The organism is Streptomyces hokutonensis, from assembly GCF_000376565.1.
Classification (GTDB): Bacteria; Actinomycetota; Actinomycetes; order Streptomycetales; family Streptomycetaceae; genus Streptomyces; species Streptomyces hokutonensis.
Map to the genome: position 1 here is coordinate 64,450 of NZ_BARG01000012.1, position 21,491 is coordinate 85,940.

At 72.7% G+C, this 21,491-nt stretch carries 17 protein-coding genes; 11 read left to right on the forward strand and 6 right to left on the reverse strand.

Features of this window, described 5'->3' with window-relative positions; translation table 11 throughout:
• Window positions 1–68 precede the first annotated feature (68 nt).
• From SSP08S_RS05010 to SSP08S_RS05020, 3 genes are read left to right on the forward strand one after another with little or no spacing between them, the layout of a single operon-like run.
• Window positions 69–1,196, forward strand: coding sequence for a glycosyltransferase family 4 protein (locus tag SSP08S_RS05010; RefSeq protein ID WP_019066474.1), 1,128 nt, complete (start codon window positions 69–71; stop codon window positions 1,194–1,196).
• The gene (locus SSP08S_RS05015) at window positions 1,193–2,356 is read left to right on the forward strand and encodes a glycosyltransferase (protein WP_019066475.1); all 1,164 of its coding nucleotides are present in this window, start codon (window positions 1,193–1,195) and stop codon (window positions 2,354–2,356) included. Before SSP08S_RS05010 ends, SSP08S_RS05015 begins: the two co-directional genes overlap by 4 nt.
• Entirely contained in the window at window positions 2,353–3,213 is an 861-nt protein-coding gene (locus SSP08S_RS05020; protein WP_019066476.1) for an SGNH/GDSL hydrolase family protein, read from the forward strand. Before SSP08S_RS05015 ends, SSP08S_RS05020 begins: the two co-directional genes overlap by 4 nt.
• Before the next feature lie 261 nt (window positions 3,214–3,474).
• On the opposite strand, the gene SSP08S_RS05025 is transcribed toward SSP08S_RS05020, so the two are convergent.
• Genes SSP08S_RS05025 through SSP08S_RS05045 form a run of 5 tightly spaced genes read right to left on the reverse strand, consistent with a single transcriptional unit; the run spans window position 3,475 to window position 7,857 of the window.
• Window positions 3,475–4,344, reverse strand: a complete 870-nt coding sequence (locus SSP08S_RS05025; protein WP_019066477.1) for a 5-oxoprolinase subunit C family protein — start codon at window positions 4,342–4,344, stop codon at window positions 3,475–3,477.
• Window positions 4,341–4,958, reverse strand: a complete 618-nt coding sequence (locus SSP08S_RS05030) for a 5-oxoprolinase subunit B family protein (protein WP_019066478.1) — start codon at window positions 4,956–4,958, stop codon at window positions 4,341–4,343. Before SSP08S_RS05030 ends, SSP08S_RS05025 begins: the two co-directional genes overlap by 4 nt.
• Window positions 4,955–5,707 (reverse strand): LamB/YcsF family protein, encoded by a 753-nt coding sequence (locus tag SSP08S_RS05035; RefSeq protein WP_019066479.1) that lies wholly within the window; start codon window positions 5,705–5,707, stop codon window positions 4,955–4,957. The genes SSP08S_RS05030 and SSP08S_RS05035 overlap by 4 nt, the downstream gene beginning before the upstream one ends.
• 12 nt (window positions 5,708–5,719) lie before the next feature.
• Window positions 5,720–6,541: a putative hydro-lyase gene (locus SSP08S_RS05040; RefSeq protein WP_019066480.1), complete on the reverse strand. Its 822-nt coding sequence runs from the start codon at window positions 6,539–6,541 to the stop codon at window positions 5,720–5,722.
• The gene (locus SSP08S_RS05045) at window positions 6,538–7,857 is read right to left on the reverse strand and encodes an MFS transporter (RefSeq protein WP_019066481.1); all 1,320 of its coding nucleotides are present in this window, start codon (window positions 7,855–7,857) and stop codon (window positions 6,538–6,540) included. The genes SSP08S_RS05040 and SSP08S_RS05045 overlap by 4 nt, the downstream gene beginning before the upstream one ends.
• 170 nt (window positions 7,858–8,027) lie before the next feature.
• Here SSP08S_RS05045 and SSP08S_RS05050 point away from each other — a divergent pair, with 170 nt between their 5' ends.
• The 4 genes from SSP08S_RS05050 to SSP08S_RS05065 all read left to right on the forward strand — a co-directional run bounded on the left by SSP08S_RS05050 (window position 8,028) and on the right by SSP08S_RS05065 (window position 16,100).
• Complete coding sequence (locus SSP08S_RS05050; RefSeq protein WP_019066482.1) at window positions 8,028–8,735, forward strand: GntR family transcriptional regulator; 708 nt, start codon at window positions 8,028–8,030, stop codon at window positions 8,733–8,735.
• Window positions 8,736–8,835: 100 nt separating this feature from the next.
• Window positions 8,836–10,362, forward strand: coding sequence for a hypothetical protein (locus SSP08S_RS05055; protein ID WP_019066483.1), 1,527 nt, complete (start codon window positions 8,836–8,838; stop codon window positions 10,360–10,362).
• A 77-nt stretch (window positions 10,363–10,439) separates the two neighbouring features.
• Window positions 10,440–11,318 (forward strand): hypothetical protein, encoded by an 879-nt coding sequence (locus tag SSP08S_RS05060; protein ID WP_019066484.1) that lies wholly within the window; start codon window positions 10,440–10,442, stop codon window positions 11,316–11,318.
• A gap of 66 nt (window positions 11,319–11,384) precedes the next feature.
• Window positions 11,385–16,100: a hypothetical protein gene (locus tag SSP08S_RS05065; protein WP_019066485.1), complete on the forward strand. Its 4,716-nt coding sequence runs from the start codon at window positions 11,385–11,387 to the stop codon at window positions 16,098–16,100.
• A 23-nt stretch (window positions 16,101–16,123) separates the two neighbouring features.
• Here SSP08S_RS05065 and SSP08S_RS05070 read toward each other — a convergent pair whose 3' ends face one another.
• Complete coding sequence (locus SSP08S_RS05070; RefSeq protein WP_026178184.1) at window positions 16,124–16,672, reverse strand: hypothetical protein; 549 nt, start codon at window positions 16,670–16,672, stop codon at window positions 16,124–16,126.
• 418 nt (window positions 16,673–17,090) lie between these two features.
• On the opposite strand from SSP08S_RS05070, the gene SSP08S_RS05075 reads away from it, so the two are divergent.
• From SSP08S_RS05075 to SSP08S_RS05090, 4 genes are read left to right on the forward strand one after another with little or no spacing between them, the layout of a single operon-like run.
• Window positions 17,091–19,919 carry a nitrate- and nitrite sensing domain-containing protein gene (locus SSP08S_RS05075; RefSeq protein ID WP_019066487.1) on the forward strand — a complete coding sequence of 943 codons (2,829 nt, stop codon included), beginning with the start codon at window positions 17,091–17,093 and terminating at the stop codon, window positions 19,917–19,919.
• Window positions 19,916–20,350 carry a roadblock/LC7 domain-containing protein gene (locus tag SSP08S_RS05080; RefSeq protein ID WP_019066488.1) on the forward strand — a complete coding sequence of 145 codons (435 nt, stop codon included), beginning with the start codon at window positions 19,916–19,918 and terminating at the stop codon, window positions 20,348–20,350. The genes SSP08S_RS05075 and SSP08S_RS05080 overlap by 4 nt, the downstream gene beginning before the upstream one ends.
• Before the next feature lie 9 nt (window positions 20,351–20,359).
• The gene (locus SSP08S_RS05085) at window positions 20,360–20,755 is read left to right on the forward strand and encodes a DUF742 domain-containing protein (RefSeq protein WP_019066489.1); all 396 of its coding nucleotides are present in this window, start codon (window positions 20,360–20,362) and stop codon (window positions 20,753–20,755) included.
• 48 nt (window positions 20,756–20,803) lie between these two features.
• Window positions 20,804–21,409 (forward strand): GTP-binding protein, encoded by a 606-nt coding sequence (locus tag SSP08S_RS05090; RefSeq protein WP_019066490.1) that lies wholly within the window; start codon window positions 20,804–20,806, stop codon window positions 21,407–21,409.
• Window positions 21,410–21,491: the final 82 nt, after the last annotated feature.

A 21,491-nucleotide genomic window follows, 5' to 3' on the forward strand; every position in this document is an offset into this window, starting at 1 on the left:
ATGGGACGTTCACCGTTCGCATAGATCCACGTTGACGCGGGCACGTCCAGCGCGGCGACAACACGGGTATGCGTGTCGTCATCGTGACCGAATCCTTTCCCCCCGATGTGAACGGCGTGGCCCACTGCGCGCTCCAGACCGCCCGGCACCTCGTGGATCGCGGTCATCATCCGCTCGTCGTCGCGCCGGCCACCGCGGCCGGTTCCGGGCCCGACGCCCAGTCGCCGTGCCCAGTCATCCGCATCCCCTCCCTACCGCTCCCGGGCTACCCCCAGGTCCGCGTCGCCCTCCCCAGCCGACGCGTCGCCGCGGCCATCACCGAACACCGCGCCGACATCGTGCACCTGGCCAGCCCCTTCATCCTCGGCGTCCGCGGCATGGCCGCCGCGGCCCGGCTCGGCATCCCCGCCGTGGCCGTCTACCAGACCGACCTGGCCGGATACGCCCGTACGTACGTAGGCGCCGGCGAGTCCACCGCCTGGCGCCGCATCCGCTCCGTCCACGCCGCCGCCGACCGTACCCTCGCGCCCTCCAGCGCGGCCCTCGGCGACCTGGAGGCACACGGCGTGCCCCGGGTCAGGCTCTGGCCGCGGGGGGTCGACACCGAGCGCTTCCGCCCCGAGTACCGGGACGAGGCGCTGCGCCGCGAACTCGCCCCGAACGGCGAACTGATCGTCGGCTACGTCGGCCGGCTCGCCCCCGAGAAGCAGATCGAACTCCTCGCCGGAGTCTGCGGTCTCGAGGGCGTCCGTGTCGTGGTGGTCGGCGACGGACCCAGCCAGCCGCACCTCACCGAGGCGCTGCCGGGCGCGGTCTTCCTCGGACGCCGTACGGGCGACGAGCTCGCCCGTATCTTCGCCTCGTTGGACATATTTGTGCACACCGGACCTTTTGAGACCTTCTGTCAGACCGTCCAGGAAGCCATGGCGAGCGGCGTCCCCGTCGTCGCGCCCGCCGCCGGCGGACCGCTCGACCTGGTCGCCCACGGGCGCACCGGGTTCCTCTTCCCGCCGCGCGACGAGACCGCCGTGACGGACGCCGTACGGACCCTGGCCGCCGATCCCGCGCTGCGGGCCGAGTACGGCACCGCCGCGCGGGCCATGGTCGAGGGCCGCACCTGGGCGGCCGTCGGCGACCAGCTGATCGCGCACTACGGCGACGTCCTCGCCGCGCGCAAGGTGGTGGTGGCGGCGTGAACACCGCTGCGCTGCGGATCGTACGGCTCGCCAACTTCGTGGCCCCCTCCTCCGGGGGGCTGCGCACCGCCCTGCGCGAGCTGGGCAAGGGCTTCAAGGAGGCCGGGCACGACCCGGTGCTCATCGTGCCCGGCGAGCGCCACACCGACCGTGAGACCGAGCAGGGCCGGGTCATCACCCTGCCCGGGCCGCTGCTGCCCGGCACCGGCGGCTACCGCGTCCTCGCCGACAAGCGGCGCGTCGCCAACCTTCTGGAACAGCTCGCCCCCGACCGCCTGGAGGTCTCCGACCGTACGACCCTGCGCTGGACCGGCAAATGGGCCAGGCGGGCCCGCATCCCCGCCGTGATGGTCTCCCACGAGACCGCCGACGGCGTCCTGCGCACCTGGGGCCTGTCGGAGAACATGTCCCGGCGCACCGCCGACGCCCTCAACGTCCGTACGGCGCACACCTACGCGCGCGTGGTGTGCACCACCGAGTTCGCCGAGCGGGAGTTCGTCCGCATCGGCGCCCGCAATGTCGTACGGGCCCCGCTGGGCGTCGACCTGGTGGGGCGCAGCCCGGCGCTGCGGGACCCGGTCGTGCGCGCGGAGTACGCGCGCGTGGACCAGGTTCTGCTGGTGACCTGCACCAGGCTCTCCGTGGAGAAGAAGCCCGGCACGGCGCTCGACGCCCTGGAGGCGCTGGTACGGCGCGGGCGGCGGGCGGTCCTCGTGGTCGCCGGGGACGGGCCGCTGCGGGCCCGGCTCGAACAGCGGGCGCGGGAGCGCGGGTTGCCGGTCACCTTCCTCGGGCACGTCTCCGACCGGCGGCTGCTCGGCGCGCTCCAGGCCTCCGCCGACGTGTGCCTGGCACCCGGGCCCGCCGAGACCTTCGGACTCGCCGCACTGGAGGCCATGGCCTGCGGCACGCCCGTGGTGGCCAGCGCCTCGTCCGCGCTCCCCGAGGTCATCGGCTCCGCCGGGGCCACGGCCGCAGACAACGGGAGGGCCTTCGCGGACGCCGTGGACATGCTGCTGGAGCGCTCCGAGCCGGAGCGGCGGGAGATCGCACGCGCGCGTGCGGAGTGCTTCGGGTGGGACACGGCGGTCGACGCGTTCCTCGCCGCGCACGACGCGGATGTCCCGGTACGGCGCTTCGTGCCCGGAGGCGTGGCATGAGAACGGTCCGTTTCGTCGCCCTCGGTGACTCGCTCACCGAGGGCGTGGGCGATCCCGTCGGCGAGGCATGGCGCGGTTGGGCCGCGCTGCTCGCCGGCGGGCTGGCCGGGCAGCCCGAAGACACCGTGGAGTTCACGAACCTCGCGGTCAGCGGGGCTCAGTCACGGGACGTACTGGAACGGCAGACCCCGGCGGGGCTCGCCCTGAAACCGGACGTCGTGTCCGTCGTCATAGGCGTCAACGACACCCTGCGCTGCACCTTCGACATCCAGGCCCTGGCCGCCCGGCTCGACGAGGTCTACGCGGCCTTCACGGCACAGGGCGCGGTCCTCCTGACGGCCTGTCTGCCCGACCCGGGCGCGATGCTCGGCCTCCCGGGTGCACTGGCCCGCCCGCTCGCCCGGCGGCAGCGAGCCGTCAACACGGTGGTGCACGCGCTCTCCGAGCGGTACGGGGCCGTGCATCTGCATGCCGCGGAGGGCGAGTGGATCATGGACCGTGCGATCTGGAGCGCGGACCGGCTGCATCCCGGAGAGCGGGGCCATCGCCAACTGGCCCTGCGGTTCCACGCGTTGCTCGCCGAGGAGGGTGTGGCCACGGGGGTCGCGCCGTCGCCCGAGCCCGAGTTTCCGGCGCCCACCAAGTCGGCCAGCCTGTGGTGGCTGGCGACCGCGGGCACCGGGTGGGTGGCCCGCCGCTGCACCGACCTGCTGCCGCAGCTCCTCAGGCTGGCCGCGGACGAGATGCGCCACCGCGCGCGGGGCACCAGCGCGCGGCTCGACCTGAGCGCGTCCCACGCGGTGTCGGCGGCGCTGGCCGCCCTCTCGGTGGGGGAGAAGCAGCCGGACGCCGCCTAGGGCCTGTCCGGCGGCTCAGGTCGCAGGAAATCTGCGATGACTGATCGGCGCCGGCGAGCGGGGTGTGGTGCGTGCAGCCGCAAGGGGAGGAGACGTTGACATCAGCGGCTCCGCCGCGGGCGACGCGGTGGGGGCACCTCCCGGCCGAAGGCCGGGGACGTCGGCGGGTGACGACAACGCGGCTGTGGTCTCCCTGGGGGAGTACGTGCCATACCTCGGTCTGCGACACAGCCGGACAGGCCCCAGGGCGCGTACGGGGCCTCAGCGGCGTCGTACGGCCACGAAACGGACCGGGGTTCCGGGCACCGCCTGGGCGGCGGCCGGGAGGTCCGTGGGGCGGACGACCGCGATCACCGGGTAGCCGCCGGTGGTCGGATGGTCGGCGAGGAAGACCACGGGGCGGCCGTCCGGGGGGACCTGGACGGCGCCCAGGACCATGCCCTCGCTGGGGAGTTCACCCGTCAGGGCCCGCTCCAGGGCGGGGCCCTCGGTGCGCAGCCCGATGCGGTTGCTCGCCGACGACACCTGGTAGACACGCGACGTGAACGCCCGCACGGCCTCCGGGGTGAACCAGTCGTCGCGGGGGCCGAGTGTCACCCGGAGGACGAGTTCGACCGGGGGGCGCGGCTGCGGGGCGACGTCCACGCGCGCGTGGAGGTGCGTCGGGGACCCCAGCGGCAGTATGGCGCCGTTGGTGAGCGGCGCCGGACCGAGCCCGGACAGCAGGTCCGTGGAGCGGCTGCCGAGCACCGGCTCCACGGTGATGCCGCCGGCGAAGGCGACGTAGGCGCGTACTCCGGAGAAGGCTGTTCCGATGTCCAGAAGCGCCCCGCCGGGCACGTGCACGGGCGCTCCCCAGGCGACGGGCCGACCGTCCACCGTGACCGGGCAGGGCGCGCCGCCGACCGCCACGAGAATCGTTGAACGAGGCCGTACGGCACACCCGTTGAGGGTCGTCTCCAGGACGGCCGCCTCGGGCGGATTGCCGACCAGCCGGTTGACGAGCGCCGCCGCGGGCCCGTCGAGCGCCCCGGAACGAGGCACCCCCAGGTGCGCGTTTCCGGGCCGTCCGAGGTCCTGCACGGTGGTCAGGGCCCCGGCCCGGACGACGGCGAGTGCGCGGTCCGTCATACGTCCGCCACCGGGACGAAGCGCACGCGTGTGCCCGGCGAGAGCAGCGCGGCGGGCACACGCGTGTGGTCCCACAGGACCGCGTCCGTCGTGCCGATCAGCTGCCAACCACCGGGCGACGCACGGGGATACACGCCCGTGTACGGGCCCGCCAGGCCCACGGCACCGGCGTGGACGGCCGTGCGCGGGGTGGCCCGGCGCGGGACGTCGTAGCGGGCCGGCAGGCCGGTGAGGTAGCCGAAGCCGGGGGCGAAGCCGCAGAAGGCGACGCGGAACTCGGTGGCCGCGTGGATGCGGCCCACCTCCTCCTCGGGGACGCCCCACAGCGCGGCGACGTCGGCGAGGTCCGGGCCGTCGTAGCGCACCGGGAGCTCGATCACCTCACCCGCGCGCGGGGGCGCGGGAGGTACGTCGGAGGCGGCCAGTTCGGAGGCCAGCCCGGCCGGGTCGGCGAGGCCGTCCAGGAGGACCGTGCGGGCGGCGGGGACGATCTCGCGGACGGTGAGGAGGCCCTCCGCGCGGCGGCGCAGCAGCTCCGCGTGGACGGCCTCGGCCTCCTCCCCGGAGGCGACCTCGACGAGCAGGGCGTCGTCCCCGACGCGCAGGGCCCTCATACGAAGGCCTCCACCTGGACACCCGACTCCAGGAGCCGTTCGCGGACCCTGCGGGCCAGTTCGACCGCGCCGGGCGTGTCCCCGTGCAGGCACAGGGAGCGGGCCCGCACCGCGATGCGCGCCCCGGAGAGCGCCTCGACCGTCCCGGAACGGGCCAGGCTCAGCGAACGCTCCACGACGGCCTCGGGGTCGGTGACCACCGCGCCGTCCCGGCCGCGCGGCACGAGCGTGCCCTCGTCGGTGTAGGCACGGTCTGCGAACGCCTCCGTGACGGCCGGCAGGCCCGCCTTGGCGGCCAGGTCGAGGACGACCGAGCCGGGCAGCCCGAGCACGGGCAGCGAGCCGCCGGCCAGGAGCACGCCCTCGACCACCGCGGCGGCCTGCTCCGGGTCGTGCACGACCCGGTTGTAGAGCGCGCCGTGCGGCTTGACGTACGACACGCGCGTGCCCGCCGCCCGGGCGAACACCTCCAAGGCACCGATCTGGTACGCCACTTCGGCCGCCAGCTCGGCGGACGGCACGTCCATCGCGCGCCGCCCGAAGCCCGCCAGGTCCCGGTAGGACACCTGCGCGCCGACCCGCACCCCGCGCCCGGCCGCCAGCTCGCACACCCGCCGCATGGTGACCGGGTCCCCGGCGTGGAAGCCGCAGGCCACGTTGGCGCTGGTGACGACGGACAGCAGCTGTTCGTCGTCGGTGAGATGCCAGCGGCCGAAGCCCTCGCCGAGGTCGGCGTTCAGATCGATCATCATCTCTCCTGGTCAGGCGACGCGGTACTGCTCGTCGCGGGCGTCGGTGACGAACATCTGGCCCGGCGCGTGGGTGATGGCGAACGGCGGGCGGGACGCCATCACCGCGGCCTGCGGGGTCACTCCGCAGGCCCAGAACACCGGGATGTCGTCCGGCGCGGCGTCCACCGGATCACCGAAGTCCGGGCGGCCGAGGTCCTCGATGCCGAGCCCTGAGGGATCGCCGCAGTGTACGGGGCTGCCGTGCACCGCCGGGAGCAGCGCGGTCTCCCGGATCGCCGTCGCCAGGTGCTCCGGGGGCACCGGGCGCATCGACACGACCATCGGGCCGTGCAGCCGCCCCGCAGGGCGGCACGGGCGGCTCGTGACGTACATCGGGACGTTGCGGCCCTGCTCGATGTGCCGGATCGGGACGCCCGCCTCGCTCAGCGACCACTCGAAGGTGAAGCTGCACCCGATCAGGAACGACACCAGGTCCTCGCGCCAGTACGCCCGCACGTCCGTCGGCTCGTCCGTCAACTCGCCGTCCCGCCACACCCGGTAGCGCGGCAGATCGGTGCGGAGGTCCGCGCCGTCGGCCAGAACGGTCTCCCAGGAGCCCGCGTCCGTGACGTCGAGCACCGGGCAGGGCTTCGGGTTGCGCTGGCAGAACAGCAGCATGTCGTACGCCCAGTCGGCGGGCACCGAGATCAGGTTGACCTGGGTGTGGCCCGCCGCGACCCCGGCCGTGGGACCCGTCAGCCCGGCCCGGAAGCGCGCCCGGGCCGAACGCGGGCTCCATGCGTGCGCGTGCTCGTCGACGAGGGTCAGGGGACGGTCCTCCGTGCGGTTCACGCCAGTTCCTTTCCGCGGGTCTCCGGCAGTCCGAGGAGCGCCAGTGCCGCGATGCCGTAACCGATGGCCCCGAAGACGAGTGCTCCGCCCACACCCCAACTGTCGGCCAGGAAGCCCACCAGCGTCGGGAAGACGGCGCCGACCGCGCGGCCGGTGTTGTACGTGAAGCCCTGTCCGGTGCCGCGCAGCGCGGTCGGGTACAGCTCGCTCAGGTACGAGCCGAAGCCGCTGAAGATCGCCGACATGCAGAACCCGAGCGGGAAACCGAGGACCAGGAGAAGGGTGTTGGCGCCGTTGGGGATGTGCGTGTACACCAGGATGCAGATCGCCGAGAGCAGGGCGAAGAGCCAGATGTTGCGCCTGCGGCCCAGCACGTCGGTGAGGTAGCCGCCGGTGAGGTAGCCCAGGAAGGCGCCGGAGATCAGGAAGGTCAGATAGCCGCCGGTGCCGACGACCGACAGGCCGCGCTCCGTCTTGAGGTACGTGGGCACCCAGGTGGCGAGGGTGTAGTAGCCGCCCTGGACGCCGGTGGAGAGCAGGCCCGCGAACACCGTCGTGCGCAGCAGGCCCGGCGCGTCGGCCGTGCCCGGCTTGAAGATCGCCGCGAACGAGCCCTTCTGGGTGTTCTGTTCGCGTACGGCCGTCGCCTCGGGGGCGTCGTGCACCCGGCGCCGCATCCAGAGCACCAGCAGCGCGGGCAGCGCGCCGGTCCAGAACATCACCCGCCAGGCCAGGTCGTCGCCGAGGAACGAGAAGACCAGCGTGTAGACGACCGCGGCCAGCGCCCAGCCGACCGCCCAGGAACTCTGGACCGCGCCGAGCGTACGGCCGCGGTGCTTGGCGCTCGCGTACTCGGCGACCAGGATCGCGCCGACCGCCCACTCGCCGCCGAAACCGAGGCCCTGGAGGGCGCGGAACACCAGCAGGGTCTCGTAGTTGGGCGCGAAGCCGCAGGCCACGGTGAAGACGGCGTAGGTGATCACCGTGATCATCAGGGCCTTGACGCGGCCCACCCGGTCGGCGAAGACGCCCGCCAGGGCGCCCCCGACCGCGGAGACGACCAGGGTGACCGTGGTGAACAGGCCGGTCTGGCCGCTGTCCAGGCCGAAGTACGCGGCCAGCGCGACCATGCTCAGCGGCAGCGTGAAGTAGTCGTAGGAGTCCAGCGCATAGCCGCCGAACGCACCGGCGAAGGCCCGGCGGCCGTTCGGACCGAGCGCGCGCAGCCAGGCCAACGCACCGTCGTCGGCGGTCAGTTCGTCCGTGTCGGGCTGCGTTCCGGTGTTCAGGGCCTGGGGTGGAGGGGTCGTGCTCATGTGCACCTCGCAGAGGGAGGACGGAGGGTGCTGGGACTGAGCCGGGCCGTGCGGAAGCCGGGGGCGCCGGGGTGGGCGGGTGGCGCCGTGGAAAGTAAAGTAGAGGATCGTTGAACGATCCTTCAAGAGGCATGTTGTTTCGTTCTTGTATCTGCGGTTGAATTCCGGGCATGGCAGATCAGCTGGCGGGACTCGCCGACGACCGCGCCCTCCTGGGCCGCACGAGCACCGCCGAACGCGTCTCGGACATCCTCAGAAGCCGCATCGCCGAGGGCTATTTCCCGCCGGGGACCCGGCTCTCGGAGGACAGCATCGGCGGGGCACTCGGTGTGTCGCGCAACACACTCCGCGAGGCGTTCCGGCTGCTCACCCATGAGCGCCTGCTCGTCCACGAGTTGAACCGGGGCGTCTTCGTCCGGGTCCTGAGCGTCGAGGACGTCGAGGACATCTACCGCACCCGCCGCCTCGTCGAGTGCGCCGTCGTCCGGGGGCTCGGTGAGCCGCCGTACACCCTCGAAGAACTCGCGGCGGCCGTGACCGAGGGGCAGTTGGCGTCCGTCGAGGATGACTGGAAAGGAGTGGGTACGGCCAATATCCACTTCCACCGGGAACTGGTCGCCCTCGCCGGCAGCGCCCGCACCGACGAGCTGATGCGCAGCGTCTTCGCCGAACTCCGGCTCGCCTTCCACCTCGTGGACGACCCCAGGGCGCTCCACGAGCCGTACCTCCAGCGCAACCGCCTGATCCTCCAGGCGCTCCAGGCGGGCGACGCCGCCGAGGCCGAGAGACTGCTCGCGGTCTACCTCGACGACTCGCTCGAACGGGTCGTCGACGCGTACCGGCAGCGGGTCGGCGAGGACGGTACGGCCCTCGGCTGACGAGGGCGCGGCGCCCGGCCCACCCCCGCACGCCGGTGTGGTGGTAGTCGCTTCTGCGTCGTTTGGGTCGTTGTCAGACCGAGGACCTAGTCTGTGCAGCGTGACTTCGCCAGCATCGACGGACAGCGTTCCGCCCCAGTTCAGCGCGGGGCCGCGCCCCGCCCCGGGCCCGGCCGCCGACGAGGGACTGGCGCGGCGACTGCGCGCGCTCGCCTGCACCGCGCCGCTGCACGACCTCGACGCGCGCAAGGCCAACCTCGCGGGCGAGTACTCGGTGTACGGCATGGCGGAGGTGGCCCTCGCCGCCATCGACCTGGTCACTCTCAACATGGACTTCGACACCGGCGCCGACCACGACCAGATAGTGGCCAGGCTCATCCCGCGCATCGCCGCCCAGGCCCCGCAGCGCCCCGTCACCGAGCACGAGCGCGTGGCCCGCTGGGTCCTGGAGAACCTGATCAACGTCGGCAGCGTCGACCGCGGCTTCCGCACCGTCTACGGCACGTTCGCCCAGGACGGCACCTATGTGCGCCGCGACTACGACTTCAAGCTGATCGAAGAGGTCCCCGGCTACGGCGGCAGCGTCTACCTCCGTACGACCGACGAGGCCGTCAACGTCCTCGTGGGCGCCCTCGACACCGACGTCACCAGCGCGCAGATCGCCGCCGAGGTCAAGCTGGAGGTACTGATCAGCCGCGGCCGGCTCGCCGACGCCCAACTGGCCGCCGAGCAGGCCCGGTACCGGACCGTGCAGTACTCGGAGACCCTCCGCCGCGCCCTCGACGCCACCCGGCGCAACGTCCGCGCGGTGGACTGGCTCAACGCCGTGCCCGACATGATCGCCGAGGCTCTCGACCACGTGGCCGACCGCTACCGCCACGAGAACGCGATCCTCACCAACATCCGCAAGGCCCGCGACGAGTCCGAGGACCCCGAACAGAAGCGCCGCGCCGCCGAGTTGGTCGACATCGTCAAGGACTGCATCCGACGGCACACCCAACTCCAGTCGCGTCTCCTGGAAGCGGGGCCGCTGTTCCGCGCGGAGCAGGACCGGCAGGCCTTCGCCACGCCCATGACGACGTCGGGGATAGATCTCTACGGGCATCTCGTCTCGCCCGTGCTGCCGCTGCCCCTGGAGCAGGCGATCCGGGTCACCGACGCGTTCTTCGCGCGCGGGACCGGGCTGCGTACGCCGGTGTCCGTCCGGGTGGGAGACCTCGTCGACATACTGCTGACGCCGCCTCAGGAGCGGGAGCACCTCGGTGCGGAGATGCCGGAGCCGGATCTCATCGCGACGCCGGACGACAGCCGGTTCAGCGAGGAGCAGTTGGCGGCGGCGATGGAGTTGCTCGACCTGCCTGCGGACGCGCCGCGGAGGTTGTCGGGGTTGCTCGCCGATGCGCGCCGACAGGATCCCGAACTGCCTTATCTGGTCGCCCTGTTGGCTGTGCATGCGGCCAGTCCGCCGGTCGGTACCGCGTATCGGCAGGGGGAGCCGAAGCTGTTGTTCGCCGTGGACGACGGGACCGAGCTGGACGATCCCGAGTTCGGTGGGGCCGATCTGATTGTGGGGATGGCCTTGTTGGACGCCGTGGGGATGGCGGCGGGCAGGACGGAGGCGGCGTAAGGCATGAACGACTGCGACGTGAACCACCGCTATGTGAACGACCGCTGCATGAAGAACCTCAGCAAGGAGCCCCAACCGTGAGCGAGCACGTCGAATGGAGTGAGCCGGAGGCCGCCGCCGCGCCGGTGACCGCCGTCATCACGCCCGCCGACGCCGCCGACGCGGCGCGGCTCGTCGCGTTCGGGTTGCAGCCCAAACTGCAGCCCGCGCGGGACCAGGAATACGCGGAGCTGCTCCGCCGGTACCGGGAGGACCCGCCGTTCGCCCGGCTCGCCGACGCCGTGGCCGCCGGGCTCGGCCTGGTCGTCCTGGAGGTGTCCCCGCGCGCGGGGATGGCCGTGACCGCCGCCGAGGACTCCGTGTTCGCCGTGCGGATGGGCGACTACGCGCGGCGTACGGCCGCCGACTCCGGGGACCGCTTCCTGCACGGGCTCGCGCATCTCTCCGTCGCCGCGATGGCGTTCCCGCGCCCCGAGGACCTGGCCGACGACGGCTACATCGGGCGCGTCACGGTCAACGGGGTCGACGCCTTCGTGCGGCAGGCCTGTCGGCGCCTGGAGGAGCGGGCCGACGAGCAGGGCATGAACACCGACCCGGCCACCGACGCGCCCGGCCTGGAGGCCGCCTGGCGGATCTGGGTCAGACGCAGCTCGACCGGAGCCACCAAGGACGCCCGCAGACTCGCCGGTTCGACCACCGGCATCGTCGGCAAGGCCGCCGCGTTCCTCACCGACTCCGGCTTCCTCCAGCGCACGGGCGACGACAACGGCGGCACGTACCGCACGACCGCCCGCTACCAGCTCCAGGTGCGTGACATGGCCGGCAGCGCCGCCATGGCCGAGCTGCTGGAACTGGGCGTCGTCCCGGTCACCGACGGCACCGCGAGCCTGCTGCCCGCCGAGGACACCGAGGACCTGGAGCTGGTGGCCGACGCCGGACTGCCGTTCCACTCCTGAGCACCAGCCCCTCCAGAAGACCTACGACCCCCCACACCTGCCGAAGACTTACGACGAGAGTCCGCCATGTACGAGCTGTCCCGGGTCCGCCTCTACTCCATCGGGCCCGCCGGTGCGCGCTACGCCGACACCGTGCTTGACCTGCGAGGCGTGGGCAAGCCCGTGCCCGACCCCGCCCCCACCCAGGCGGAGTTCTTCGAGGACGAGCCGGTCGGGCCGCCGCGCCGCCCCGCGCCCGCCGGTGTGCTCTTCCTGGAGAACGGCGGCGGCAAGTCTGTCCTGCTCAAGCTGATCTTCTCGGTGATGCTGCCCGGTCACCGCAACACACTCGGCGGCGCCAGCTCCGGCGTGCTGCGTAAGTTCCTCCTCGCGGACGACTGCGGACATGTCGCCCTGGAGTGGCAGCACACGCTGACCGGCGAGTGCGTGGTCGTCGGCAAGGTCAGCGAGTGGCGGGGGCGCCAAGTCTCCAACGACCCGCGGAAGTTCGCCGAGGCCTGGTACTCGTTCCGGCCCGGTCCGGGACTCAGCCTGGACAACCTCCCCGTCGCCGAGGCCACTTCCGTACGGCCGCCCGTGGAGGGCGCGTCCGGCGCTCAGGGCCGTCGGCGCACCATGAAGGGGTTCCGGGACGCCATCACCGAGGCCGGCAAGGCGTATCCGCACCTCGAAGTCCACTGGGAGGAGATCCACGACCGCTGGATCGAGCACCTGGGCGACCTGGGCCTCGACCCCGAACTCTTCCGCTACCAGCGGGAGATGAACGCCGACGAGGGCGAGGCCGCCGGCCTCTTCGCGGTCAAGAAGGACTCCGACTTCACCGACCTGCTGCTCCGCGCGGTCACCGACACCCGCGACACCGACGGGCTCGCCGACCTGGTCGGCGGCTTCGGCAACAAGCTGGGGCGGCGCGCCGAGTTGATCGCCGAGCGGGACTTCACGGCCGGTTCAGTGGATCTGCTCGGCCGGATCGTCGAGGCCGCCGAGGGACGGGCACGCGCGCGTGACATCCACGCCGGCGCCGAGCGCCGTACCCGCACCCTGGCACGGCGGTTGTCCGCGCGGGGCGCGCAGGAGCGGCTGCGGGCCGCCGACCTCGCCCAGCGGGTCACCGCCGCCGCATACGCCGTCACGCACTCCGAGGGGGCGCGTGAGCGCAGCGCGCTGATCGCCGCCGAACTGGCCTACAGGCACGCCTCGTTGGCACTCGCCACGACGGAGAAGTCCGCCGCCGCGCAGAAGCGCGAACTCGCCGACGCCCGCACCCTGCACTCCGCCTGGCAGGCCGCCGAGGCCGTCCTGCGCCACCGCGCCGCATCCGACCGGTCCGCGCGCGTGGCCGTCGCCATCCGCGAGGCCGAGCGGGACGCCGCACCGGCGCTCGCCGCCCGCGCCAAGGCCGCCGTCGATCTCGTACGGGCCCTGCACGAGGCCGCGGAGAACGCCGAGAACCTCGCCAACGAGGGCGAGGAGCGCTCCGCCGCCCTCCAGGAGGTCGGCGAGACCTCGCACCGGGACGCTACCTCCGCCGCCACCGAGGCACAGCGCGCCCGCAGCGAGATCGGGCATCTGCGCCAGCGCCTGTCCGAGGTCGAGCAGGAGACCGCCGAGGCGGTACGCGCGGGCTGGCTCGACGACAGCGCCCCCGACGCCGACCCGGCACGCGCGGCCCTCGCGGCGAGCGATGCCGAGAAGACGGCCGTAGCCGCCTGGGACACCGCGCGCGAGGCATCCCGCAGGGCGTCCGAGCACGCGCGTGAAGCGGCTTCCGCCGAGTCCCGCGCGGAGTTGACGGCGGCCCGCGCGTCCGACGCCGCGACCGCCGCCGAGCGGACCTACGACGCGGAACGGCGCCTCGCGGAGGGACTGGCGGGGGAGGAGCGGCTCGCGGAGCTGCTGAGCCTGCCTGGTGCTGGTGCTGGTGCTGGTGCTGGTGGTGCCGGTGTCGTGCCTGTGCCGCGTGGCGCCAACGAGGTTGCGGCGAGCGGCAGTTCCGCCGCCCACGCCACCCCTGTCAGCCACTCCGATACCACCCACCCCTCCCGCCCCCTCGCCGAAGGCCCCCTCACCCCCGAGGAACTCGACCGCTTCGCCGACGAGTTGCGCGAGCTGCTCGACGACGGGGTCGCCTCCAGCGAGCGGCAGCTCTTCGATCTGCGTACCGCCGCCGCCGACGACTCCCGGATCCTCGGGGCGCTCGGTGACGGCGGGCTGCTGCCGCCCGGCCCGGACGTGCTGGCCACCGTCGAGTACCTGGGCGAGCACGGCATCCCGGCCCTGCCCGGCTGGCGTTACCTCGCGCAGGCCGTCGACCCCGTCGACCACGCGCGCGTGCTGGCCGCCCGGCCCGAGCTGGTCGACGGTGTGATCATCACCGACCCGGACACGCACGCGCGTGCCCGCGAGGCGCTCAGCGACGCGGCCCTGCTGCCCCGGTCCGCCGTGGCCGTCGGCACGGCCGCCGCCCTGCTCGCCCCCACTCCGGCGGCCGACGTACAGAACAGCGACGTCTTCCTCGTACCGCCGAACCCCGCCATGCACGACGAGCACGCCGCCGACGAGGAGCGGCAGGCGCTGCGCGCGCGGGCCACCGAGCGGGACGAGGAGATCCGCACGCTCGCCGCCCGGCTCGGCAAGGATCGGGAGCTGGCGGCGCGGCTCGCGTCCTGGCGCACCGGATGTCCGAGCGGGCGGCTGGTCGAACTGGCGCAGTCCGCGCGGGACACGCGCGCGTTCGCCGAGGAGGCCGAGGCCGAGCTCGCCGAGGCGCGGACCCTGCGGGCCGAGGCCGACGAAGCCGCCGCCGAGGCCGCCCAGGCGCGCGACGAACGGCAGGAGACCGCGCAGAAGGCCCGCCGTGCCGCCGACGCCCTCGCCGGACTCGCCTTCCGGCTGCGCGAACGCGCCGGCTGGCAGGTCAAACTGCGTGAACTCGCCGACGAGGCAACCGAGTCGGAGGCCCGCGCCCAGTCCTGCCTGGAGCGGGCCCGCGCCGCCGACGAGGACCGCCGAGCCGCCCAGCGCGCGGCGGACGACGCGCGCCGTACGGCCCGTGCGCTGCGCGCCGAGCGTTCCGAGATCGCCGGCGCCCCCGACGACGTACCGGCAAACGGCCCCGACGCTCCCAAGCCGTCGCTGCCCGCCCTGCGCGAGGCCTATCGCGCCGCGTCCCAGCTCTACGAGAAGGTCGGCGTCGGCGCCGATCTGCGGGCCGAGCAGGCGCGGGCGGAGAGCGACGAGAGCGCGGCGATCGCCGAGTTGGACCGGCTCAGCAACAAGGTCCGCACCCGCGCGGCCCAGTTGTTGGAGTCGCCCGACGGCTCCGACGGGCCGTCCCGGCAGGCCGCCGCGGCGCGCGCCGAGGAACTGGTGCAGCTGCTGGAGACCCGGGTGTCGAACGCGAGCGAGCAGCTCGGGCGGCTGCGCGGCGAGGCCGAGCGGCACGCGCCCGAGGACGGCGAGGCGCACACCGAGCTGGCCGAGGAGCTGGTTCCGCGCGACGCCGAGCACGCCCAGGCCCTGCTGCGCACCGCCACGGCCGAACTCGCCTCCCGCACCGACGCGTTGGGCCAGGCCCGCGAGGCGCACGCCGAACTCCTCGACGCCCACCGCGCCGCCGAGGACGGCGCCGGCGGCTTCGACGAGACCGCCGCGATGCTGCGGGACCTGCTGCGCGAGCACTCCTCGGACGAGGAGCAGGAGGAGCCCGAGCCGTACCCGGGCAGCCTGGAGGAGGCCCGGCACTCCGCCGCCGAGGCCCGCCGCTCGCTGCGCGGCTGCGCATCCGACCTCTCCGCCGCCGAGGGCGCCGTACGGGAAGCGAGCGATGTGCTGGTGCGGCACGCCAACTCCACGCGGTACGAGCAGGTGCGGACCCCCGCGCGGCAGCAGATCCGGGAGCTGCCGGCGTCCTCGCTGCCCGAGCACGCGCAGAAGTGGGCTGACGCCTTCGCGCCCCGACTCCGGGTCCTCACCGACGAGTTGGCGCAATTGGAGCGCAACCGCGACTCGATCGTGGACCGGCTCCGCGGGCTCGTCGAGTCGGCGCTCGCCACCCTGCGGTCCGCGCAGCGGCTGTCCCGGCTGCCGGAGGGGCTCGGCGAGTGGTCCGGGCAGGAGTTCCTCCGCATCCGCTTCGAGGAGCCCGACCAGGCCACGCTGACCGAGCGGCTCGGCGAGGTCGTCGACGAGGCCACCCGGGCCGCCGTGAAGAAGAACTCCGACATGCGGCGCGACGGAATGTCCCTGCTGCTGCGGGGAGTTGGTGCCGCCCTGGAGCCCAAGGGCGTCGCCGTCGAGATCCTCAAGCCGGACGCCGTACTGCGTGCCGAGCGGGTGCCCGTCGGGCAGATGGGTGACGTGTTCTCAGGCGGTCAGCTTCTCACCGCGGCCATCGCCCTGTACTGCACGATGGCCGCGCTGCGCTCGAACGACCGGGGCCGCGACAAGCACCGGCACGCCGGCACGCTCTTCCTCGACAACCCCATCGGGCGGGCCAACGCCACCTATCTGCTGGAGCTGCAGCGCGCCGTGTCCGACGCGCTCGGTGTCCAACTCCTGTACACCACCGGCCTGTTCGACACGACGGCACTGGCCGAGTTCCCGCTGGTCATCCGGCTGCGCAACGACGCCGACCTGCGAGCCGGCCTCAAGTACATCAGCGTGGAGGAACATCTCCGGCCGGGACTGCCGCAGCAGGCCCCCGCCGGAGAGGGCGAGTCGGTGCACAGCGAAATCACCGCGACCCGGATGTTCAAGCGACCGGCGCCGACCGCCCCGTAGGAAACGTCGTCCGTGACCGGACCTCAGGAGTGGGACTGGGACAGCTGCCCGGCGCCGCCCTTGCGGGCTATCCGCTCCTGCGCCCGCCGGGTGGCCTTCGCCTGACGCTGGGCCCGACGCCGCTCGCGGCGGAGGGCCCGGGCCGTGCTGCTGGGCTCCGAGACGACGCCGTTGCGCTGGTTCCACATCTGGCGGGTCACCCAGACGTCGAGGACGCCCCAGGTGGCCACCACCGTGCTGACCACGCTGCTGATCACCATCGGGAACGCCAGCCAGGACCCGGCCATCGTGCACAGGAAGGCCACCGTCGCCTGGATCAGTGTCACGGCGATGATGAGCACCGCCCGCACCGCCGCCGTACGCACCGGATCGGGCAGCCGGCGCCGACGCGCGGGCTCCTCGATCCACAACGGCCTGTAGTACTCCTGCTGTTCGGCTGTCGCGCGGGCCGCGCGCGGCCTCTCGAACCCCGCCGCCTTCGGTGCGCCCGAGCGCGCCGGAGCCTCGCCGTCCCCCGTCGACCGCGCCGTCACGCCGTCCTCAAGCGTCTCTTGCCGCTCCGCCGTGCCCATCAACGTGTCCTCCCCACCGCCGGTACACCACTCGCTCCCGAGTCCGAAGACTCCGGCTCCCCAGTGGGTGCCCGGCCTGCCCTGTTTTACGCCGCCCGGATGCGGATGCGACTCCTGTGGCCGGTTCCGCACCCATATCCCGTAGAGAAAGACGAACAACATCCCACGAAGATTCCCAAGGAACGAAAATTTCCAGCCAACTGGCCAACCGGGTCGATCCGGTCAGGTCAGGCGAACCTCGCGGAATCAGGGCGGCAATCTCCCGTAATGCCCTGACACCTCCCCATGTCCGGTCCCTGGTGCGGAAGTTCACGCTCCGGACAGCTCTTCGAGTTACCTGTGTGTCAGTAGTAGGCTCGCGCCGTTTGTTGACGCACATGTGTACCCCCGGCCGGCGGGGGTCCAGCTGGGGGAGGCCATGCGCTTTCGCGGGAAGTCCATCCGCCGGAAGATCGTGGCGCTCCTTCTCGTGCCGCTCGTGTCCCTGACCGCGATCTGGGCGTTCGCCACGGTCCTCACCGGCCGGGCGGCCGGAGACCTGTTCAACGTGTCGTCGGTCGTCGAGAAGATCGGCTACCCCACCGAGGACACGGTCCGCGTCATCCAGCAGGAACGGCGCCAGTCGCTGGTCTATCTCGCCGACCCGCGCGCGGCCGACGGCCTCACCGACCTGAAGCGCAGCCGCACCGCGACCGACGAAGCCGTCGCCAAGATCCGCAAGAACGCCCGGAACCCCGACGTCCGCGACGCGATGGGCCAGACCACCGACAGCCGCGTCTCCGCCGTCCTCGACGCCTTCGACGGCCTGGAGTCCCTGCGGCGCAGCGTCGAGGACGGGACCGTGAGCCGCGCCCAGGCCCTCGATCTCTACAACCGCCTGGTCGACCCCTGCTATGTGCTGCTGACCAACCTCCACGTCGTCGACAACGTGGAGATGGACAAGCAGTACCGCGCCCTCGTCAACCTCGCACGCGCGCGTGAACTCCTCTCCCGTGAGGACGCGTTGCTCGGCTCCTCGCTGATCGTCGGCAAACTCACCCGGGACGAGACCCGCGCGGTCTCCGACCTGGTGGCCCAGCGCACCCTGATGTACGACGTCAACCTGCCGCTGCTGCCCTCGTCGGAGCGCGACCACTTCGACCGCTTCTGGAAGAACGCGGCCAGCGCCCCGCTCCGCGTGGCCGAACAGGCCGCCGCCTCCTCCGGGTCCGGCGAACCCCGCAACGTCACCGCGCAGACCTGGAACACCGCGGCCGGTGCCGTGCTGGACAAGCTCGGCACCCTCGACGACCAGGCCAACGACCGCTATCAGGACCGCGTCCGCCCCGTCGCGATGAACGTCATCCTCAAGGCGGCCGTCGCCGGTGTCCTCGGCCTGATCGCCCTGCTCCTCTCGCTCTTCCTGTCCGTGCGCATCGGCCGCGGCCTCATCCGCGACCTGCGCCAACTCCGCCTGGACGCCCACGAGGCGTCCGGTGTCCGGCTGCCCAGCGTGATGCGCCGCCTGTCGGTGGGCGAAGTCGTCGACGTGGAGACCGAGGTCCCGCGCCTGGAGTACGACCGCAACGAGATCGGTGAGGTCGGCCAGGCCCTCAACACCCTGCAGCGCGCCGCCGTCGAAGCCGCCGTGAAACAGGCCGAGTTGCGCTCCGGCGTCTCCGAGGTCTTCGTCAACCTCGCCCGGCGCAGCCAGGTCCTGCTGCACAAGCAGCTCACCCTGCTCGACACCATGGAGCGCAGGACCGAGGACACCGACGAACTCGCCGACCTGTTCCGCCTCGACCACCTGACGACCCGTATGCGCCGTCACGCCGAGGGCCTGGTGATCCTCTCCGGGGCCGCCCCGTCCCGGCAGTGGCGCAAGCCGGTCCAGCTCATGGACATCGTCCGCGCGGCTGTCGCCGAGGTCGAGGACTACGAGCGCATCGAGGTCCGACGGCTGCCGCGGATCGCCGTCACCGGCCCCGCCGTCGCCGACCTCACCCACCTGGTGGCCGAACTCCTGGAGAACGCCACGGTGTTCTCCCCGCCGCACACCGCCGTCCAGGTCCTGGGGGAGCGGGTCGCCAACGGCTTCACCCTGGAGATCCACGACCGCGGCCTCGGCATGGCGGCCGAAGCGCTCCTGGACGCCAATCTCCGGCTCGCCGAGACACCCGAGTTCGAACTCTCCGACACCGACCGGCTCGGCCTGTTCGTGGTCAGCCGGCTCGCCCAGCGACAGAACGTCCGCGTCTCGCTCCAGCCTTCGCCGTACGGCGGCACGACCGCCGTCGTGTTCATCCCCGACGCGCTGCTGAGCGACGAGGTCCCGGACACCAACGGCATCGGCTTCCGCCTCGACCGGCCCCAGCCGACGAAGGAGGCCGAGTTCGAGGAGAGCCACCGCTCCGCGCTCTCCCAGGTGCCCGTGAAACTTCCCGGCCTGCCGCCCGCCCTCCTGGACGGGCCGGTCGAACTGGAGGCCCCGGTCGACCTGGACGCCCTCGCCGGCTTCCCGAACGCCCTCGACGAGGACGGCGAGCGCGGCGAGGCCTTCCGTCCGCGCCGCCCGGGCCTCCGGGACGACCTCACCCCCGTCCGCCCCGTAGACCCCCGTCAGCCGGTCTCCGAGGCCCACGACGGACCGCGCGGGGACGCGGACGCCCACCGGAGCGAACCGCTCCCGCTGCCCCGGCGCCGGACGCCCAAGCTGGTGAGCTCCCATGGGCGTCCGGTCGTAGAACAGCGTTCCCGAAGGGACCCGGAGGGTTCCTCGGACGGCGGCTTCGACGGCGTCTCCACGACCCCCGGCGGAGCCGACCCGGAGGGCCCGGCACCACTGCCGGCCCGGCGGCGCGGAGACACGCCGCTACGGCGCCGTACCGACGTGCCCGGTGGGCGCGCCGAGGCTTCCCCGGGGCGTGGACCCGGCGAACCGTCCGAGGCCCCCGCCCTGCCCAGACGCACCCGGCGCGCCGAGATCGCGTCCAGCGCTCCCGACTCCGACACCTCACCGGGGGGAACCGGGCCCGACACCGGAGCGTTGCCCAGACGTGTGCGCCAGGCCAACCTGGCCCCGCAGCTGAAGAAGGACCCCGAACGGCGCACCACGAGCCCGGCGGAGGTCGTGGAGCGCGACGCCGACGAGGTACGCAGCCGCATGGCCTCGCTCCAACGCGGCTGGCAGCGTGGCCGCGAGGAGAACGCCGAGGACGACGACGTCCAAGGCGGCACAGCACAAGGAACTAAGGGGGACGGTCGATGACCGCACCAAAGGCGACCGGCCACGGCACGACCGACCAGCGCGGGCTGAACTGGCTCCTCGACGACCTCGTCGAGCGCGTCGCCAGCATCCGCAAGGCGATCGTGCTCTCCGGTGACGGTCTGCCCACCGGCGTGTCCCAGGACCTGACCCGCGAGGACAGCGAACACCTGGCCGCCGTGGCCTCCGGCTTCCACAGCCTCGCCAAGGGCGTCGGCAGGCACTTCGAGGCGGGCAGCGTGCGGCAGACCGTCGTGGAGCTCGACGAGGCCTTCCTGTTCGTGACGGCGGCCGGTGACGGCAGCTGCCTCGCCGTCCTCGCCGACGCGGACTCGGACGTCGGACAGGTCGCCTACGAGATGACACTGCTCGTGAAGCGGGTCGGTGTGCATCTCGGCGCTGCTCCGCGCACCGATCTGTCCTCCGGCGGGTAGTGAAGTGACATGAGCAGAGACGGTCAGGGAAGAGGCCACTGGTTCGACGACGAGGCCGGACCGGTCGTCCGTCCGTACGCGATGACGCGCGGCCGTACCACCAGTGCGGGACAGCACCGCCTCGACCTGATCGCGGTGGTGGTCGCGGAGTCCCGGGCGGACGACTCCGAAGCGGACCAGGCGCTGTCCCCGGAGCACGTGGACATCGTCGGACTGTGCCGTGACGCCCCGCAGTCGGTCGCCGAACTCGCCGCCGAACTCGACCTGCCCGTCGGCGTGATACGGGTCCTCATCGGAGACCTCGTGGACGAGGAACTGGTCCATGTCTCACGGCCCGTACCCCCGGCCGAACTGGTCGACGAGAGTATTCTCCGCGACGTCATCAGCGGCCTCCGGGCACTCTGAGCGGCGCGGAACCCGACCCGCCCCCCCATCAAGCAGGAGAAGAGATCGATGATCTTCGGGCGTTCTGAGCGAGGCAAGCCTCCGGTCGAGCCCGTCACGCTCAAGATCCTGGTGGCCGGCGGCTTCGGCGTGGGCAAGACCACCCTCGTCGGCGCGGTCAGCGAGATCAGGCCGCTGCGCACGGAGGAACTGCTCACCGAGGCAGGGCGTCCGGTCGACGACACCAGTGGTGTGGAGGGCAAGCACACCACCACCGTGGCCATGGACTTCGGCCGCATCACCCTGCGGGACGACCTGGTGCTCTACCTGTTCGGCACGCCGGGTCAGGAGCGCTTCTGGTTCATGTGGGACGAGCTCTCCGAGGGCTCGCTCGGCGCCGTCGTACTGGCCGACACCCGCCGCCTGGAGGACTGCTTCGCCGCCCTCGACTACTTCGAGCGGCGCTCCATACCCTTCGTCGTCGGCGTCAACTGCTTCGAGGGCGCCGCCCGTTACCCGGTGGAGACCGTACGGCAGGCCCTGGACCTCGACCAGGACGTACCGCTCATGCTGTGCGACGCGCGCGACCGGTCCTCGGTCAAGGAGGTCCTCATCGAGGTCGTCCAGCACGCGATGGCCTACGGCGCGAAGCGCCGCCAGAGCGTCACCAGCTGAGCCGCGGGCGCGGCCCGTACCTCCGCCGACCGGGGTACGAGCCGCAGCTCCTCGAAGGACGCACGCGCGTGTGGCTCATCAA